The 17,097-nt window shown below is 61.5% G+C and carries 15 protein-coding genes and 3 pseudogenes; 4 read left to right on the top strand and 14 right to left on the bottom strand.

All coding sequences use genetic code 11. The annotated features are described in order from the left end of the window. The 3 genes and pseudogenes from NKI24_RS34440 to NKI24_RS34450 form a co-directional block, all read right to left on the bottom strand. On the bottom strand, positions 1 to 155 hold a 155-nt coding region (locus NKI24_RS34440), incomplete at its 3' end, for a selenium-binding protein SBP56-related protein (protein ID WP_352750653.1). A gap of 813 nt (positions 156 to 968) precedes the next feature. Continuing rightward, positions 969 to 1,265, bottom strand: a complete 297-nt coding sequence (locus tag NKI24_RS34445; RefSeq protein ID WP_352725920.1) for a DUF718 domain-containing protein — start codon at positions 1,263 to 1,265, stop codon at positions 969 to 971. A gap of 76 nt (positions 1,266 to 1,341) precedes the next feature. After that, positions 1,342 to 1,587, bottom strand: a pseudogene (locus NKI24_RS34450) (SAM-dependent methyltransferase); the annotation flags it as partial. Between the two features lie 161 nt (positions 1,588 to 1,748). Between NKI24_RS34450 and NKI24_RS34455 the strand changes: the two are divergent. After that, positions 1,749 to 3,419, top strand: coding sequence for an FAD-dependent oxidoreductase (locus NKI24_RS34455; protein ID WP_352750638.1), 1,671 nt, complete (start codon positions 1,749 to 1,751; stop codon positions 3,417 to 3,419). Positions 3,420 to 3,474: 55 nt separating this feature from the next. On the opposite strand, the pseudogene NKI24_RS34460 reads toward NKI24_RS34455, so the two are convergent. Further along, positions 3,475 to 3,723, bottom strand: a pseudogene (locus NKI24_RS34460) (glutathione S-transferase family protein); the annotation flags it as partial. 138 nt (positions 3,724 to 3,861) lie between these two features. Next, positions 3,862 to 4,469 (bottom strand): annotated as a pseudogene (locus tag NKI24_RS34465) (enolase C-terminal domain-like protein); the annotation flags it as partial. Positions 4,470 to 4,789: 320 nt separating this feature from the next. Between NKI24_RS34465 and NKI24_RS34470 the strand changes: the two are divergent. Further along, positions 4,790 to 5,023, top strand: a complete 234-nt coding sequence (locus NKI24_RS34470) for a hypothetical protein (protein WP_023679240.1) — start codon at positions 4,790 to 4,792, stop codon at positions 5,021 to 5,023. Positions 5,024 to 5,182: 159 nt separating this feature from the next. Here NKI24_RS34470 and NKI24_RS34475 read toward each other — a convergent pair whose 3' ends face one another. Further along, positions 5,183 to 6,316 (bottom strand): aminopeptidase, encoded by a 1,134-nt coding sequence (locus NKI24_RS34475; RefSeq protein ID WP_352750640.1) that lies wholly within the window; start codon positions 6,314 to 6,316, stop codon positions 5,183 to 5,185. 268 nt (positions 6,317 to 6,584) lie between these two features. Between NKI24_RS34475 and NKI24_RS34480 the strand changes: the two genes are divergently transcribed. Together NKI24_RS34480 and NKI24_RS34485 are read left to right on the top strand one after the other, a co-directional pair. After that, complete coding sequence (locus NKI24_RS34480) at positions 6,585 to 7,244, top strand: L,D-transpeptidase (RefSeq protein WP_352449190.1); 660 nt, start codon at positions 6,585 to 6,587, stop codon at positions 7,242 to 7,244. Positions 7,245 to 7,254: 10 nt separating this feature from the next. Further along, positions 7,255 to 7,767 (top strand): OmpA family protein, encoded by a 513-nt coding sequence (locus NKI24_RS34485; protein WP_352449189.1) that lies wholly within the window; start codon positions 7,255 to 7,257, stop codon positions 7,765 to 7,767. A gap of 282 nt (positions 7,768 to 8,049) precedes the next feature. Here NKI24_RS34485 and NKI24_RS34490 read toward each other — a convergent pair whose 3' ends face one another. Genes NKI24_RS34490 through NKI24_RS34525 form a run of 8 tightly spaced genes read right to left on the bottom strand, consistent with a single transcriptional unit; the run spans position 8,050 to position 16,948 of the window. Beyond that, positions 8,050 to 9,198 (bottom strand): adenylate/guanylate cyclase domain-containing protein, encoded by a 1,149-nt coding sequence (locus NKI24_RS34490; protein ID WP_352449188.1) that lies wholly within the window; start codon positions 9,196 to 9,198, stop codon positions 8,050 to 8,052. 13 nt (positions 9,199 to 9,211) lie between these two features. Next, on the bottom strand, positions 9,212 to 9,577 hold the full coding sequence (locus NKI24_RS34495) for a response regulator (RefSeq protein WP_352449187.1): 366 nt from the start codon (positions 9,575 to 9,577) through the stop codon (positions 9,212 to 9,214). Then, a complete protein-coding gene (locus NKI24_RS34500; RefSeq protein ID WP_352750644.1) occupies positions 9,574 to 12,228 on the bottom strand; it encodes a GAF domain-containing protein in 2,655 nt (884 codons plus the stop codon). Before NKI24_RS34500 ends, NKI24_RS34495 begins: the two co-directional genes overlap by 4 nt. Continuing rightward, a complete protein-coding gene (locus NKI24_RS34505) occupies positions 12,194 to 12,799 on the bottom strand; it encodes an SCO family protein (RefSeq protein WP_352449185.1) in 606 nt (201 codons plus the stop codon). Before NKI24_RS34505 ends, NKI24_RS34500 begins: the two co-directional genes overlap by 35 nt. Then, positions 12,796 to 13,794, bottom strand: a complete 999-nt coding sequence (locus NKI24_RS34510; RefSeq protein ID WP_352750646.1) for an ABC transporter substrate-binding protein — start codon at positions 13,792 to 13,794, stop codon at positions 12,796 to 12,798. Before NKI24_RS34510 ends, NKI24_RS34505 begins: the two co-directional genes overlap by 4 nt. Positions 13,795 to 13,832: 38 nt before the next feature. Continuing rightward, a complete protein-coding gene (locus NKI24_RS34515; RefSeq protein ID WP_352750648.1) occupies positions 13,833 to 14,855 on the bottom strand; it encodes an ABC transporter substrate-binding protein in 1,023 nt (340 codons plus the stop codon). Between the two features lie 30 nt (positions 14,856 to 14,885). Further along, positions 14,886 to 15,893 carry an ABC transporter substrate-binding protein gene (locus tag NKI24_RS34520; RefSeq protein WP_352449182.1) on the bottom strand — a complete coding sequence of 336 codons (1,008 nt, stop codon included), beginning with the start codon at positions 15,891 to 15,893 and terminating at the stop codon, positions 14,886 to 14,888. A gap of 44 nt (positions 15,894 to 15,937) precedes the next feature. Beyond that, positions 15,938 to 16,948: an ABC transporter substrate-binding protein gene (locus NKI24_RS34525; protein WP_352750651.1), complete on the bottom strand. Its 1,011-nt coding sequence runs from the start codon at positions 16,946 to 16,948 to the stop codon at positions 15,938 to 15,940. Positions 16,949 to 17,097 lie beyond the last annotated feature (149 nt).

Raw genomic sequence — 17,097 nt, forward strand, 5'->3', positions numbered from 1 at the left:
GAACTCTCCGGGTCGACATCAATGGTGCACAGATAGTCCGGCTTCTGAATGCCCGTGCCGGTGTAGATGGCAATCGTATAGAGCAGCTTTTCGCGAGGTGCCGTCATCGCCTCGGCTGGAGAAGCATAGCCCGGTCCACAGCAATGATTGGTCATGGGTACTTCCCTTTGAACAGATCACTGGCCAGCCCCAAAGGGGCAAGCTGGAATGTTAGTGCATGCTTGGCATTGGCGCTATGGCCGGGGTGGCTTGTGAAGTGCGCACGTGACGTACAACTTGGCGACAGAGCCCTGTGGGACCACCCAACGCCAGCTTCTTATCCCGAGGGAACGTTGGCGGAGTGATCGGAGAGCAGTGCCTGGACCAAGCCCAAGTGAAAGCCTCCGGCTTCTTTCCACGGTTTCAAGACAGTATTCCAGCGGTCGGGAACGTCTGGGTTGGGTCAGTTCGAGACTTCGAACCCCGGATTGGATGTCTGCATTCTCGCGCGCTTACCGCAATCGATCGGACCGCTTCCGGCCATTACCTGATCCTCAATCGCAATCGCGCATGGTCATCCTATCAGGTTGAGCTACCCATCGGCGCAATGCGTGTGGGGTCTGAGCGGGTGTGCAAAATGAGAGCAAGTCTCCTTGCAATCGCTACCTCGACGCTGCTGAGCGAACCCAGCACTGCGTGCACGATGCCTGGTTCTTTGAGTGCGGAGGAACGAGCACTCGCCGACAGTGTCTTCGTCGGACCGTTGTCCGCTTGGATCATCCGAAGCAGAGAAAAACCGTAGCGCGCGGTGAATCCTCACGCAGCGGGGTGAGGCCACCCAAGCCTCCGGCTCAGCCGCTGCCGCCCGTCAGACGCCCGACCAATTCCGGCCCGAACCTCTGTCGCTTGGCTACATCCGCAAAAACCTGCTCTGCCTTTTTGGTTGATCGCCTGGGAGTTCGGCCGGCCTTCGCTAACTCGAGCCTGCCTCAGCTTACCTCAGCAACGACTGTCCCCGAGACCGGGTCGGTAAGGCCGAGGTCGCCGCCGAGGTCTTCGAGCATATCGCGGAACGTGTCGAGAATGCCGATCATCGACGGCCGCGCGGCGGCGAGGCTGTCCATGTCCTGCCACTCGCCGACAAAGCAGAATGTGGGCTCGCCAGTCTTGATCAGGGCGCCCTTGCGAAAGCCTGTCGCGTTGAGCGCGATAGTCTTGTGCGCTTCGACGAAGGCCTTTTCTATGCTTGGCTTTGTGCGAAAGCGGACTACATTGTAGGCGGTCATAGCTTCCTCCGATCGATTGGAGCAGCAACCTTTTTGAGCAGCAATCTTCCTGCGGCAGCCATCCTACTACGGGGGGCTCCAGCATCATGTTGGACGGCGTCTCCGCGGTGCGGCGGAAGCGGTGAAGCCACCGCTGGTGACGACCTCCCTCAGCCTTGCCTCTCCGGCCTGGGCGCCAGCCCCGGAGCCCGACATCCTGCGCCAGCGACGCGGGCGTGCACACAAAGGCGGAGGCGGCATAATAGGCGTGCCCGACGGGGTTAACAGCCAGATGATCGTGTGCGAACGGCTCGACGATCATCCACGTGCCGTCCGGCTTGAGCGAGCTACGAGCATGCGTGGCATGGCGTCGAGGCTGCCGATCTCCCCCACAACAACGGTACAACACCGGGGAGGTTGCGCTCTCTGCCAAAACGCGGCTCCGCCTCGCTTTTTTATTGATCACCACAAAAAAACAACGCTAACTGGCTCCCGCGAGGGGCCATGCTGACAAGTGATGAAGTGGGAGCGATCCCGTTGTTTTCGGGTTTGCCGGCGGCAGAGCTGGAGCGGCTGGCGCGGACAGCGGCCGATCTTCACCTCAGCCCCGGAGAGTTCGCGATTCACGAGGGTGGAGAGGCCGCGCTGTTTGCGGTTCTCGCCGGCAAGATCGAAGTCCTAAAGACCTTCGACGGCATCGAGCGAACGCTGGGTTGGCGTCTGCCGGGAACGATCTTCGGCGAGGTGCCGATTGCGCTTGGCTCGGGTTTTCCCGGTGGCTATCGCGCCGCCGAATCTTCCCGCGTCATGCGCATCGAGGTTCAGCAGTATTATTCCATCGCCGCGGTTTCAAAGGACGTGGCCCAAAAGGTCAGCGCGCTTGCCCGCGAGCGGATGGGCGGGCTGCAAAGCGTCACTGCCGAGCCGCAGAGGCCGCGCGTCACATTGGTCGGCCATCGCTGGGACACGGCGTGCGGCGAACTGCGCCGGTTTCTGGCCCGCAACCAGATTTCGTTCACCTGGCTGTTGCCCGACACGTCGGATGCCGAGGCTTTCTGGTCTGCCCTCGGCAGGCCGGCTCTCGATGGTCCCGTTGCCCGGCTGGCGGACGGGGAGATTATCGAAGCACCCGCCGTGCGCGATCTTGCCATTCGCCTCGGGCTGCAGACGCGCCCGCGCGGCGCCGAGTACGACGTCGCGATCATCGGCGGCGGACCGGCCGGTCTTGCGGCTGCGGTCTATGGCGCCTCCGAGGGGCTGCGCACCATCGTCGTCGAACGCGAGGCGCCTGGCGGGCAGGCGGGAACATCCTCGCGCATCGAGAACTATCTCGGCTTTCCAAGCGGCATTTCCGGCGACGAGCTTGCCAGCCGCGCGCTGCAGCAGGCAAAGCGGCTCGGCGCCGAAATCCTGGTCACCCGTTCGGTCGCCGGCATTGACCCGACGACGCACGAGGTGGTGCTCGACGGCACCGATGTCGTGCGCGCCCGCAGCCTCATCCTGGCAACCGGCGTCGCCTGGCGCCGTCTTGCCATCGACGGGTTCGACCGGTTGATCGGCAAAGGCGTTTATTATGGCGCCGCGCGCAGCGAGGCGAGCAGCACGCATGGGCAGGATGTCTACCTGATCGGCGCCGGCAATTCGGCCGGCCAGGCGGCGATGCATTTTTCCGGCCATGCGCGCAGCGTGACGCTGCTGGTGCGCGGCCCCTCGCTTGGCGACAGCATGTCCCACTATCTGATCGAGCAGCTCAGGGCGAAATCCAACGTAAAGGTCCAGCTTCGCTCCGAAGTCCAGGCCGTGCACGGCGAGACGCACCTGACGGCGATCGACATTCTCGACAAGACCGGCAACGAGGTGAGCCGGCACGAATGCGGCGGGCTGTTCGTGTTCATCGGCGCCAATGCCGAGACCGAGTGGCTGCCGGCCGACGTAGCGCGCGATGCACGCGGTTATGTGCTGACCGGCGACGACGTGAAGAAGGCCGGGCTCTGGTCGCATGGCCGCGACCCCTACCTGCTCGAGACCAGCGCGCCCGGCATCTTCGCCTGCGGCGACGTACGCCTGAGCCCGGTCAAACGCGTTGCCTCGGCGGTCGGCGAGGGCAGCATGGCCATCGCCTTCGTCCACCAGTATCTGGCCAATGAAGAGAAAGTAGACCGCAACCAAAGCTAGAGGGTCAAGTAACCAGAATGTCATCAGCCGGTCGATGCGGCGTGAAAACCGCCAATTAAGCATCGAAAGCACGCTTGAGGGCTGGCCGCACTTCGCCGCGGGCTATATAAGCGGAGAGGTTCGGATGTTCGTCCAGTATAGCCGATCCGTTCAACCTGCGCAGCACCGCCACCATCAGAAGGTCACCGGCGCTGAACGCACCATCGAGCCAGTCGGCATTGCCCAGGCGATCGGAAAGTTCGCCCAGCCGGCCACAAATGCGATCCTCGACCATGGGCAGGCGTTGCTTATGCCAGGTCTCGTCGCGGGTCGTCAGCGGAAGGGCAGTTTTCTGACTAGGTCGTTCGAGAACCGGACCGTCTGCTTCCGGCCCCGAAACGGTCATTCCGGATGACAGGTTGCGTGAAGCGGTTCGCGCGGTGCACGGTGGCGCAAGCATGGTTCAGTCGAAGAAGCCTGCATCCTCTTCCCGGAGATACTTCCTGGCTGCTTCGGCGTCGATGTCGAGGCCCAGCCCCGGCGCTTGCAGCAGGTCCACCATGCTGTCCTTCACGATCTGCGACGGCAGGCCGATTACGAGGTCCTCCCACCAGGGGTCGGAGGCGCTCGGGTATTCGAACGCAATGTAGTTGGCGGGCAGCGTGGCGCAGACATTGATCAGCGCGCCGAGGCCTAGAAGGCCGTTCGCGGTGCCGTGCGGTGCCATCAGGATCGAGTGCATACAGGCGTGCTCGGCGACCCATTTGAGCTCGGCAATGCCGCCAATATCGGCCGGATCGGGGCCGATGACGCGCACCGCCTGCGTTTCGATCAGCTCCTTGAAATTGTGCCGCAGGTAGATCTGCTCGCCGGTATGGATTGGCGTCGAGGGGTGGCGGTGGTCAGCTCCCGATAGGCCTGCGGATTGACCCACGGCACATAGTCGCCGGTCAGCATGTCCTCGAGCCACATCAAATTGTACTTCTCGACCGCGCGAGCGAACTTGATCGCATCGGGCAGCATCCAGCCCGGGCCGCAGTCTAGCGCCAGGCCGACTTTGTCGCCCAGGCAATGCTGGCGCGAATGAATGCAAAACCCGATCGCGTGCTGTTTCCGAAGAGCAATTTGAGGTGAACTTCCTCAGGCTACGCCCGGGCGGAGCCATCCCCCGCCCGCGTCGCGGCAGGCAAGCTCGGATACTCGAACGTGTGCGTCCAATCCTCCTGACTCGTTCGTGTCGACATGGCTTGCGATCTCCGACTCAGGCGGAACCCATGATTCACAGCCGACCCCAAGGAACACTGTTGCCGCCCATCTAGCCGTCTTATCCGTATCGGCGAAGCCGCTGATCTGTGCTAAGCCGCCGCCCGAATAGCCAAAGGAGTACACCCGTGAGCGAGCCGACCGTGGCCGAGGCGACCGACAGCATCTATGCATCGCTCCGGGTGAACAATGCCGACATCGACGCACATATCGCGGCGCTCAAAGCAGCGCTGGCGCGAGAGGGGATAGAACAAGCGGTGTTCGATCCGACCAGGCTGGCGCAGAACAACCGTTCGGGCCGCAAGCTAATGCAGGCTTATTTTCGGCAGCGCGGCGTGAGCGTGAGGTTTTCGGCCTCGTAGGGGCGCACGCTAAGGCGCCACGGCCCGCCGGCAATCATTGTGGTCCAAGATCCCGCGGGGAGTTCAGGCAAGTCCGCTTTTGGCTTCTGTAGGCCGGCATGCGGCTTCCGGCCCCGCCGACGTCAAAGCACTTAGGAAATCGGCCGACAAATGGTCAATTCAATCACCTGCTCCGGCTGCCGAGTACATCAGCGACCGATTCGCCGCTTCTGGCTTGCGGATTTGACCGGATCCATCGCATGAATCTGCCGCCTTGAGCGCTTCGGCGCGGTCAGATTTGTCTAACGCTCCTATCCATCGAACCGACGCGAAAAATCGTGGATAGTCGCCCGAACACAAATCGAACAAGCGGAGAAACGTCGCCACCCGATCGCCGTAGACGGAAGTCGCGGCGAGCTTCGCGTTGTTGATCGGAGAATCGAACCAGACATCGTACCTCCGGTATCCATGCCAGCGACTGTCGCGCATCTCTCGGTAGCGCATCCGCAGCCGTTCGATCGCGGCTATCTTTGCGGCCCGCTTTTGCTCAGAGGTAGCGCTGTCGTCATAGACGTGCTTTAGCTCGTCTCGGGTCTGCGACACCAGCGCAAGAAATTGAGCTCTGCGCCTCCGGTCGGCTTCGTAACGGCGCAAACCGGCAGTATCCCCATTCGCGCGCAGCCATTTTCTTACACCGGTTGTTTCGACAGCGGTAGCGAACGCCTCGTTGAACCCGGAATCGTCCTGTACGTAGACGCGCTGGTGGGCCAGCTCATGGAACACCAGCCCTGCAAGACCCGCTTCATCTTGGCTGAGCATGGTGCTTAGCAGCGGGTCACTTGACCAGCCGAGTGTGGAATATGCAGTGATGCCCGTCACATAGACGTCCAGGCCCTGTCTCTGAAGTTCGACAGCGGTTTCAATCGCAGACCTTTTGGAGAAGTATCCTCGGTACGGAACGCATCCAAACACTGGAAAGCACCATGTTCGTGGCGTCAGCGAGAATTCCGGGGCTGCGAAGATGGCCCATGTCATCGCGTCCCGACCAACGTCAACATAGCTGCGGTAGCTATTGTTGTCCGGCAGCGCTAGTTCATCTATCGCAAACTGTCGGATGGCGCTCGCCGATGCCATTCGAGCGCGCAATGTCCCAGGGGTCGAAGGATTGTCGATCAGCTTTCCTACATCCTGCCGCGCCGCCATGATCTCCAGGTGACCCTTCAGGGATTGTGCGTAGTAGGAAATGCTGGTGCAACCTGCCACGCCGGACATCACGATCATCGCAGCAACCGAACGAAAAAAAGCATGCATCATGCCCACAGCATCGCTCACACGTCCGGATAGGACAAATGTCGCAACTACGCCCGGTCCGAAACCGTCGCGCCAATTTGGTTAAGATCCTGGATGGGGGTTTAGGCTAGACGTTCGTCCTCGGCAAGATTGTCACAATTCGGTCACACGCCGCCAAATTGCCGAATGTCCGGACACGGCGGACTGAAGCAACGCAGCATTTTCCACTTTGAGGCGAAGTAATTCTCAACTATGGTCCGCCAGGCTTTTGGCATGAGGGGGAATATTGCCGATGGTTTTATCACGCAGGGGTGTCGTGCTCGGCGGCCTGGCGCTGGTCGCGGTGGGTGCAACCAGCAATATTGCTCAAGCCGCGGCGGCAAAATCCTTTTTCGCCGGTACCGCCAGCGACAACAATTTTGTCTATCGCAAGACCAACTTCGCCAAGATCGACAAGAGATGGCATCGCCAGATCGTCAAGTATTTCAGCAGCGAGCCTGTCGGCACCGTCGTGGTCGATACCCGCCACCACTTCCTCTACGTCATCATGGAAAACAAGACCGCCATCCGCTACGGCGTCGGCGTCGGCAAGGACGGCTTCAAATGGTACGGCCGCGCGACGATCGACCGCCGCGCGCTGTGGCCGCAATGGGTCCCGCCCCCCGAAATGCGCAAGCGCAGGCCGGAGCTACCCCCCATGATCGCAGGCGGCGCGTCCAACAATCCGCTCGGGCCGCGCGCGCTCTATCTGCACCGCGACGGCGCCGACACCGGCTATCGCCTGCATGGCACGCTGGAGCCATGGAGCATCGGCACCGACGCTTCCAGCGGCTGCATCCGCATGTTTCCGGAAGACATCATCGACCTCTACCAGCGCTGCCCGATCGGCACCGGGGTGCAGGTCCTGCCGCACATCGCCGACCAGGCGCCCGCTTCCACCACTGTCGAATGATTGGCGCCTCATGAACCGCATCATTGAAAACACGCGCCGGCTGCTCGCCGCCGGCCTGCTGCTGCTGACCGCATCCTGCTCGACCAGCAACACGCTGGCCCCTTCCACGCCCGACGTCACCAACACCGAGGTTGCCGGTTTCCAGAATGTGCAGCCGGGCAGCGAGGAGGATTTTATCCTCAATGTCGGCCGCCGCACCTATTTCACGCAAGGTTCGGCCGCGCTCGATTCTGTCGCCAAGGCCACCCTCGACACCCAGATCGCCTGGCTAGCAAAGCATCCGCGCTGGCTGCTCAAGCTGCAGGGTTTCGCAGACGATCCCGGCGCAAGTGAAATGGCGCTGTCGCAGCAGCGCGCCGATGCGGTGATGGACTACCTCGCCGCCGGCGGCATAGACCGCAACCGCATGTGGGCCAAGGGCTACGGCAAGGACAGGCTCGTCCGCGAGTGCCCCGACACCGCCTGCAGGTCGCAGAACCGCCGCGTTGTGTCTAATTTGCGCGATGAGAGGGACGAGCCGTAGGGGCTGCTGTTCTGCTTGTGGCCCGAAGCAGAGTCTCACACGCGACGGCGGCATGGCTGCTTTGCGCCTAATGTCGGTCATCGAGCACGCCATAGCCGCATCCCAAAAGCAGACATCCGAGTGAACAGGCTTTATTTGCGTAGGCTGCCATTGGGTTGTTACTCGCGGAGCGACCGCTTTCCCCCGTTGCGGCGAACTGGAGATCGGTCGATGGCTGGGGCTGCTTTGTGCCGGCGGTTCGACGCGCCGCATCGTCCGAAAGAAGCCGGAATGCGTCTAGCGCTAGCTTGGCCGACCGATCCACCGCACGATTTCATAGGCAGGCATCGGGCGGCGAAAGCCCTTCAGCGTAAGTTCGCCAACAAGAACGGATTCGACCAGCGACTCGACAGCGCCGAACACCCGTTGGCTGACGAGAATCTGTCGAGCCTTCGCCTCTTCGCACAATCGAGCCGCATGGTTCGACACAGTGCCGATTACCGCATAGTCGGCGCGCTGATCGAAACCGATCCGCCCGATGGTTGCATGGCCCCGAGCGATGCCGATTCCGAAGCCGAGCAAGTAATCCCGCTTGCGCCATTGCTCTGAATGCCCGTCAATCGCATCGCGCATCGCCGCGGCCATAGACACGGCCCTCTCGGTATGGTCGGCGCACGGCAGTGGATCGTTGAAAACCACGACGATACCGTCGCCCACGAACCGCTCGAGAGTCCCCTCGTGGCGGACAATTTGTTCACCAAGACAGGAATGATACTCGGCAAGAACTGTCATGACTTCTTCGGGTTCGGCGGTCTCTGCGAAGGCCGTAAAGCCGCGCAAATCGCAAAAGACAACGGTCACCTCGCGACGGTGACTTTGCAGAAGCGCATCGCCATTTCCCGCCGCAACGATGAGGTCGGCGACCTGCGCGGGCAGAAACCGTCGGAGCCGGCCCATTCGCTCGATCTCGGTCACCTGCTCCGCCACGGTCTGCTCGAGCGAGCGGTTCCAATCGGAAAGCTGCGCGGCCTGATCCTGAAGCTGTTGGGCCTGGCTTGCGACGGTGTCGTGAAGCGCCTTCTGGCGCAGCATCGAGCGCACCCGCGCCAACAGCGCCCTGTGCTCGAAGGGCTTTGTCAGGTAGTCGTCACCCCCGGCGTCCAGCCCCTCGACAACATCACGCGTATCGGCCTTCGCGGTGACGAGGATGACCGGAATCGCCTGCAGGGAGATGTCCTGCTTGAGCAGGCGAACCACGCTGATACCGTCCAGCTTCGGCATCATGATGTCGAGCAGGATCAGATCCGGCGTGAGTTCGCGAGCTTTTGCAAACCCCTCTTCACCATCGGCGGCGGTCGCCACTTCGTAGCCATTCGCCTCGAGGCGCATGCGCAGGATCTCGAGGTTCTCCGGAGTATCGTCGACTGCGAGAATGCGAGGCGGATCGTGCAAGGCGCTGCCTCCCTCAAGAAAGGAACCCGCGAATCTCGGAAAGCAGCTGGCGCGGACTGAATGGCTTGGCAATGTAACCATCGCACCCAGCAGCAAGGGCTTTCGCCTCGTCGCCCGACAGCGCGTAGGAGGTGACCGCGATAATCGGAATGTGCCGCAGCGCCGGGTCGGCCTTGATGCGGCGGGTCGCTTCATACCCGTCGATCACCGGGAGCTGAATGTCCATAAGGATCAGGTCTGGCCTGTGCGCTCCCGCTGCAGCGATGCCGGCGGCGCCGTCCGCCGCCTCGATCAGTTCGTATTCGGTGGTGGCAATGAGATCGCGGATGATCTGGCGGTTGTCCTCGGTGTCTTCCACCATAAGGATTCGTTTGCTCATGCGGCCCTCACGTCCTCATTCACCCAGATTGGTACCTTGAGACGGAATGTCGACCCTGACCCGATCACGGACTCGACGTCTATGGTTCCGCCATGCATTTCGACGATGCGCTTCGAGATCGCCAGGCCAAGACCTGTGCCACCCTTCTGCCTGGTGCTGCTGTTGTCGACCTGCTGGAATTCTTCGAAGATGAGAGCCTGGTCCTTGGACGCGATGCCGGGACCGGTGTCTCGGACGGTGATCTCGAAGTGCCCGTCGACCGCATCGGCAAGAATGTCGACCGCACCCGTTTCGGTGAACTTGACGGCATTGCCTACAAGATTGAGCAGGACCTGCGTCAAACGGCGCTCGTCCCCGCGGCCGAATGGAAGGTTCTCGGCAACAGTCGTTGAAAGCTCAAGACCCTTCGCTCGTGCCAGCGGTTCGACAGCCGTAACGGTCGATCGAACAATCTGCGCGATGGAGTAGTCCTCGATCGCCAGCGTGAGCTGGCCGGCTTCGATCTTGGAAAGGTCGAGTACGTCATTGATGAGCCCGAGGAGGTGACGGCCGTTCGCCTGCACGCGCGCGACGGTCGTCTTTGCCTTGTCCGGGAGTTCGCCGTAGATGCCGTCGACCAGCAGTTCTGTGAAGCCCAAGACCGAATTGAGCGGTGTCCTGAGCTCGTGGCTCATATTCGCGAGGAACTGGGACTTGTGGCGGCTAGCTGCCTCCAGCTCCCGGCCTTTCTCCTCGATCTCGCTGAACAGCTTGGCATTCTGGATCGCGAGCACCGATTGGGCAGCGAAGGTCTCCAGCAGGTGGACAACTTGCTCATGGAAGGCACCTGGCTTGTGGCGCCTGACGACCAGTGCACCGACGATCTTGTTGGGCCTCAGCAGCGGAACGATCAGGATACCGCGATATCCGGCGTCGACGATCGTCTTTCTTACAAGGAAGGATGAGGTCTCCTCGCTGAGGTCGGGAAACTGCACCGGCATGCAGCGCCCGGGCGCGTCGCCGATCCCCATGTCGGCCAGCCCGATCGTCTGGTGCGAGACTGCGGCGATAAGCTCATCGCTCATACCGAAGTTTGCGCGCGGACGGAATTGCTGCCGCGTGCTGCTGAACACGTAGATGGTGCCAGCATCCGTCTCCGACAACTGGACCGCCTTGGCGACGATCGTTTTCAGCACGGTGTCGAGATCCAGCGTCGAATTGACCGCCTTGCTCACCTCACCAAGCGCCTCGAGCTCACCAACAGACGCGGCAAGCTCGCGCGTCCGTGACTGCACCGCCTCGAAGAGCCGCGCATTCTCGATGGCGATCACGGCCTGGTCGGCGAATGTCTCGACGAGCGCGATCTCCTTGGGATTGAAAGGTTGCGGCTCAACCCTCGTCATGACGAATACGCCAACGAGATCACCTTCCCGCAACAGCGGGGCAGCGAGGACGGTGCGGAATCCGCCTGCCTCAGCGATCAAGACAACGCGGTAGTCCGGATCAGCGGTCACGTCTTCGATTTGCACGATCCGCCGTTCTTCGATTACGCGCCCTACGGCGGAGCCTCGGCCTGCGGCAAGCTCTGGAAGTGGATTGGCGTCGACATAAGCACGGAAGCTGGGCGGGTAGCCATGCGTCGACACATAGCGGAATACGCCATCAAGCAACTGCACGATACCACCCTTGTCGGCACGGCAGAGCCTGACAGCCGATTCCACCAACGTATCGAGCACGACCTGCAGATCGAAGGTAGAGCGGCTGATGACCTTCAGAACGTCTGCAGTGGCTGTCTGCTGCTGAAGGGCTTCGTCGAGCTGCTGGGTGCGCGTCTCAATCTCCTGATACAGGCGCCCCAGCTGGTCGGAGGTCCGGTTGACGTTAGCGGCGAGCACTCCAAGTTCGTCGCGATTGGCGACGGCAACCTGTTGGGCGAAGTCGCCGGCCGCTATCTGGCTGAGACGCGTCTCGATCTTCTTGACCGGTTCGATCAACGACCAGGAGATGATGTAGCCGAGCCCCAACGCCAGCAGGATACTGCCCACCGCAAACGAGACCACGATCAGTCTGGACGTGCCGTACGCACCTTCGGTCGTTTCGATGGCCGCCACCATGTCGGCTTCGGCCATGTTGACCAGCTGGTTTGTCAGCCGCTCGAGGCGATCAGCCGACGGTATGATTTCATCAAGCTGAACCTTGCGCGCCTCCTCAGTACGGCCGGCGCGGACGAGTTCTGCCACGTGCGTCACGCCGGCCGTCAGCCGTTCGTACTCTTGCCTGACCTGGCCAAGCACTTCCACCTCGGCTTTGGCGACGAACTCCATGCGGTCGAGGTCGTAGCCGAACTGATTGAGCTGGCGCAGCGCCGCATCCAGCATCCGGTCGTCCTGAAGCAACAGGGCGGTGGAGATGCCGTAGAGCTGGCTGGTCGTATCGTGCTGTACCTGGCGGTAGGCCGCGATCCTGCGCTGCAGCTTGATCAGCTCGTTGGTCTGATCGTTGACCCCACTCAGCACCTGCAACCCGACGGCCCCGAGCACGATCAGCAGGCCGACGATCGACAGGAACGCGATCAAGAGCTTGGTCTGGACGCGCGCCGGCAGCCGGGCAACCCAGCCAACGAGCCGGTTCGTTATGCTATTTGGATTCGTCCAAGAGGCTGACAAGGTCATCCCGGAACTCCTCCAAGTCGAACCGGACGCCAAGATACTGTACTCGCAAGATGCCATTGGGGTCTACGAGCGACGTCAACAAGGTATGGTCGACATCTCCGTTCGCCGCCTTCTTCGCGATGACCCCGTATTTCCGTCCCACCTCATGGACGACCGCCGGATCGCCGGTAAGAAACGACCAGCCCTTCAGATCGGCGCCAAAATTCTGCGCATATTCCTTCAAAACATCGGGCGTGTCGCGCTCCGGGTCGACGGTGATCGAAACAAAGGCGATTTGGGGTCCGAACGCACTACCCAACTTTTCCTGCACGCTGGCCATATGGGCGGTCAGCATGGGGCAGACGTCGGTACAGTACGTATAGATGAAGGCGATGGCGACCACCTTGCCGCGGAAGTCGCGCAGCGACACCGGCTTGTGGTCCTGCGATATCAGCGTGAAATCCGGTGCAGCGCCCATCATCGGCAGGCGCTCGCTGTTCCCAGCGTGCGCTGACGCTTCGTGCGCAGAGGTGTGCGCAGGCTCAGCGACGAGGGCGAGGAGCAGCAACGCGCGCGTCGGCCAGCGGCTCACGTCTTCATCTCGCGCTTGAGCTCCTTAAGGAAACGCCAGTCGGTGCCGCGGTCCAGAACCTCCTGTGGCCTCATCGTGACCGCATTTGTCTCCTGCATACGCAGCGCATAGAAACGCAGGGAATCCTCGGGGTCATATTCGCGCCATTTGTCGTAGCGTATGTCGGAACGGATAGCCTGAAGCGTGTAGTCGGTGGCGTAGCCTATATCGACCGCACTTTTCGCAACCGCTTCCGGATTGGTTATGCAGAGGTCCACGGCCTTGAGTAGGGAGCGCATGACTCGTTTAGTCGCAATCGGGTAACGTCCTGCGTAATCTGCGGTGCTCGCGAGCATGCAACAAAAATACTGCGACCATGGTTTGTCGATCGCCGTGCTGACAAGTACATGGCCGAGCTTTCGCTCGCGCGCCTGCTGGGGCGTGGGCGGTCCGCCGAGGAACGCATCGATCTTACCCTCCGCGAGGCTTTGAACCGCATCGGGGGTTACGAGAGTTTCGAAATCCTTTGCCGGATCAAGGCCAACATAGGAAGACATCACATTCAGCAACAGATACTGGATGGTGCTGCCATCCACTCCGACCGTCTTACCCTTCAGATCAGGGATGCCAACGACCCGATCGTTTGCGATCAGCTCAAGACAGCCGACATGCAAGCCGGTCAAGACTTTTATCGGCGCGCCTTTTGCGATGTTAAGCACATGCGCGAGCGGGTAGTTCCAGTCGAAGTCGATCTCGCCGTGGCCGATCCAGTCCGACGAATCCGGGCCGGTGCCCGAAGACACGAACTCAACGTCGGCCAAGCCTTCGGCATGCAGAAGCTCGGTGGCCGCATACATCGGCGATTGGCAGTCCGAGACCTTGGCGAACACCGGCAACCGGACTTTCGTCGTCTCTGGCGCCGGCTCGGTGAGCGCCAGCCTCGGGGCTGCGACTAATCCCGCGGCACCCGCCGCGATGCCGGCCATGAAGCGGCGGCGGTTCTGGATGATGTGCATGACGTTCTCCTCTTCAGCGGTCCTTCGCGCTGCGCCTTTCACGTCTTCAGTTCGCGCTTGATCTCTTCGAAGAAGTGGAAATCCGTCCCATTGACGATGATCTCCTGCGGGCTCGACTTGATCATGCCCGTCTCCAGGAGGCGCAGCGCGTAGAAGCGCACCGAGTCTTCAGCATCGTATTCCCGCCACCTGTCGTGCCCGGTGTTCTGCAGAGTGGTCAGCGCAACGTCGTAGCTCGGCAGAAAGCCTCGATCAACCACCGCGCGGGCGGCCGATTTCGGGTTCGACACGCAGAATTCGACAGCCTGGAGGATGGCCCGCAGCACGCGCTTGGTGGCGACCGGATACTTATCGACATAGTCGGTCCGGCCGGCGAGCATGCAACAAAAATACTGCGACCAAGGACGGTCGATAAGATTGCTGAAGACCGTGTGACCTACCTTCGTGTTCCGAACCTCGGAGTATTGGCTGGTGTCTACCAGGAAGGCATCGACCTTGCCGTCGATGAAGTTCTGCATGAGCGAGCCGTTCTCCTGGACGCCTACGACCCACTCAACATCGTGGTTGGGATCGAGCCCGACATAGTTGATCAGCAGTTGGAGAAACACCTGCGGGTGGTCGTTCATCGCCCAGACCCCCACCCGCTTGCCCTTTAGGTCGGCAACGCTGTTGACGCGATCGTTCGCTCGCAACTCCCAGCAGCCGGAATGCACGCCGGCCAGGATCTTGACGGGCACCCCGGCCTCGACGCTGCGGATGTGCATCGGCGGCATGTTGAAGTCGAAGTCCGTCTCACCCGCTGCAATCCATTCGCTGCTGTCGAAGTACTTTTGATTACCTTGCACGTACTGGACATCGGTCATACCGCCGGCGCGGAGCAGTTCGCCAGCGAGGTAGAGCGACTCCCAGCAGTAGGCGCCTCCGACCCACCGGCCCAGCCGGACACTGGTCGTCTCGGCGGGCTCCGGCTCGGCAAACGCCAATCTCGGGGTTGCGACAATTCCCACGGTGCCGGCTGCCAGGCCGGCCATGAAACGGCGTCGATTCTGAATGATCCGCATGTCACGCTTCCTCCCTGGGACAAAGCAGGCTCAGGTTTTCAACTCACGCTTCAGCTCCTCGATGAAGCGCCAGTCCGTTCCATCGGCGATGATCTGCTGTGGGCTCGACTTGATCATGCCCGTTTCGTGCATGCGCAGCGCATAGAAGCGCATCGAGGCCTCGGCATCGTAGTCCCGCCAGACGTCGTACCGCGTGTCGCTCAGCGTTTGCAGCGCGATTTCGTAGCTGGGGACGAAACCTCGATCGACCATCTGCGCTGCACTCCATGCGGGATCCGAAATGCATAGGTCGGCGCCCTTGACGATGGCTCTTAGCACGCGCTTGGTCGCCACCGGATATCTGTTCACGTAGTCCGCAGCGGCCGAAGTCATGCAGCAGAAGTACTGCGACCAAGGGCGGTCGAGGGTCGTGTTGAGGATCGTGTGGCCGATTTTCTTGGCGCGCAGTTGCTGCGTCTCCGGCGGCGTGAAGAGATATGCATCGAACTTCCCGTCGGCGAAGGCTTCCACCGGCTTGCTTTCCTGGACCCATTCGATGTCGTTGACGGGGTCCAGTCCGATATAGGCGGCCATCAGGGCGACCAGCACGCGCGACGGCGCATCGATGTCGTGCATGCCCACCCGCTTGCCCTTGAGGTCCGGGATGCCTTGGATGCTGTCGTTGGCGATCAGCTCGAGGCACCCGGAGTGCAGACCGCCAAGCACCCTGATTGGCACGCCGGCGTCGATCGACGCGACATGGACCGGCGCGTAGTTCATGCTGAAATCCGTGTCGCCGCGTGCAATCCACACCGCCTGATCGACTTTCTCGTCGCCCTGCACGTAGCGGACGTCGGTGAAGCCCTCCGCTTTGAGGAGCTCTCCGGCCAGGTACATCCCCGCCCAGCAGTAGGCACCATCGATCCACCGCGGCAAGCGGACGGAGGTCGTTTCAGGGGGTGCCTCGGCCCAAGCGTCAGTCGTTGCGCCGATGAGACCTGCAGCGCCTGCTGCCGCAGCACCGGCCAGGAAGCGGCGGCGGTTCTGGATGATCTGCATGGGGTTCTCCCTCCCATTGAAAATGGCACGAGGCTGGCTGCCCCTCACGTCTTCAACTCGCGCTTCAACTCGTCAAGGAAACGCCAGTCAGTGCCGGTGGCGATGATCGTTTGCGGGCTCGACTTGATCATGCCCGTTTCGTGCATGCGCAGCGCGTAGAAGCGCATCGAGGCTTCGGCATCGTAATCCCGCCACCTGTCGTACCGGATGTCGTGCAGCGTTTGCAGCGCGTAGTCGTAGCTGGGCACGAACCTTCGATCGACCATCTGCTGCGCTACCAATGGCGGATCCGACGCGCAGAGGTCGGCGCCCTTGAGGATGGCCCTGAGCACGCGCTTTGTCGCCACCGGATGCCTGTCGACATAATCCGCAGTCGCGGAAATCATGCAGCAGAAATGCTGCGACCAGGGCAGGTCGGTGGTCGAGTTGAGGATCGTATGGCCTACTTTCCTGGAGCGAAGTTCCTGCGTGCGGGGCGGTTGGCCGAGGACTGCATCGTATTTTCCTTCGACGAAGCCTTCCGCAAAATTGTGTTCTTCGATGACCCATTCGATGTCGTTGACGGGATCGAGCCCAACATAGGCGGCCATCAGAGAAACCAACACGTATTGCGGCGAATCAAGCGTAAAGACCCCAACCCGCTTTCCCCGCAGGTCCGAGATGCCTTTGACGCTGTCGTTGGCGATCAGTTCGAGGCACCCGGAGTGCAGTCCGCTTAGTACCCTGATCGGCACTCCTGCATCGATCGACGCCAGATGAATCGGCACGTAGTTCACACTGAAATCCGTCTCGCCGTTTGCGATCCACGCCGAATGATCAACCTTCTTGTCGCCTTGCACATACCGGACATCGGTGAACCCCTCGGCGCGCAGCATTTCTCCGGCGATGTACAGGCCCGCCCAGCAATAGGCGCCGCCGATGTACCGCGGCAGGCGGACGGAAGTGGTCTCCAGCGGCGGCTCGGCCCGGGCTTGTGTTGCGGTGCCGATAATTCCTGCGGCGCCGACGGCCGCAGCGCCGGCTAGGAAATGACGGCGGTTCTGGATGATCTGCATGGGCTTCTTCTTCCCAAGGAAAAAGGCACAACGAGTCAGCCAGCTGCTCAGGTTTTCAGCTCACGCTTCAACTCGTCGAGGAAGTGCCAGTCCGTTCCGTTGGCGATGATCTGTTGCGGGCTCGATTTGATCATGCCCGTCTCCTGCAT

The sequence above is a fragment of the Mesorhizobium sp. M0701 genome (assembly GCF_040320365.1).
Lineage (GTDB): Bacteria > Pseudomonadota > Alphaproteobacteria > Rhizobiales > Rhizobiaceae > Mesorhizobium.

What these genes read in the sequence shown, in the direction of transcription:
- NKI24_RS34520 (WP_352449182.1), bottom strand. Translation starts at nt 15,893, where the DNA reads ATGCAGATCATCCAGAACCGCCGCCGCTTCCTGGCCGGTGCTGCGGCA.
- NKI24_RS34480 (WP_352449190.1), top strand. Translation starts at nt 6,585, where the DNA reads ATGGTTTTATCACGCAGGGGTGTCGTGCTCGGCGGCCTGGCGCTGGTC.
- NKI24_RS34475 (WP_352750640.1), bottom strand. Translation starts at nt 6,316, where the DNA reads ATGATGCATGCTTTTTTTCGTTCGGTTGCTGCGATGATCGTGATGTCC.
- NKI24_RS34525 (WP_352750651.1), bottom strand. Translation starts at nt 16,948, where the DNA reads ATGCAGATCATCCAGAACCGCCGTCATTTCCTAGCCGGCGCTGCGGCC.
- NKI24_RS34500 (WP_352750644.1), bottom strand. Translation starts at nt 12,228, where the DNA reads ATGACCTTGTCAGCCTCTTGGACGAATCCAAATAGCATAACGAACCGG.
- NKI24_RS34455 (WP_352750638.1), top strand. Translation starts at nt 1,749, where the DNA reads ATGCTGACAAGTGATGAAGTGGGAGCGATCCCGTTGTTTTCGGGTTTG.
- NKI24_RS34495 (WP_352449187.1), bottom strand. Translation starts at nt 9,577, where the DNA reads ATGAGCAAACGAATCCTTATGGTGGAAGACACCGAGGACAACCGCCAG.
- NKI24_RS34485 (WP_352449189.1), top strand. Translation starts at nt 7,255, where the DNA reads ATGAACCGCATCATTGAAAACACGCGCCGGCTGCTCGCCGCCGGCCTG.
- NKI24_RS34445 (WP_352725920.1), bottom strand. Translation starts at nt 1,265, where the DNA reads ATGACCGCCTACAATGTAGTCCGCTTTCGCACAAAGCCAAGCATAGAA.
- NKI24_RS34510 (WP_352750646.1), bottom strand. Translation starts at nt 13,794, where the DNA reads ATGCACATCATCCAGAACCGCCGCCGCTTCATGGCCGGCATCGCGGCG.
- NKI24_RS34515 (WP_352750648.1), bottom strand. Translation starts at nt 14,855, where the DNA reads ATGCGGATCATTCAGAATCGACGCCGTTTCATGGCCGGCCTGGCAGCC.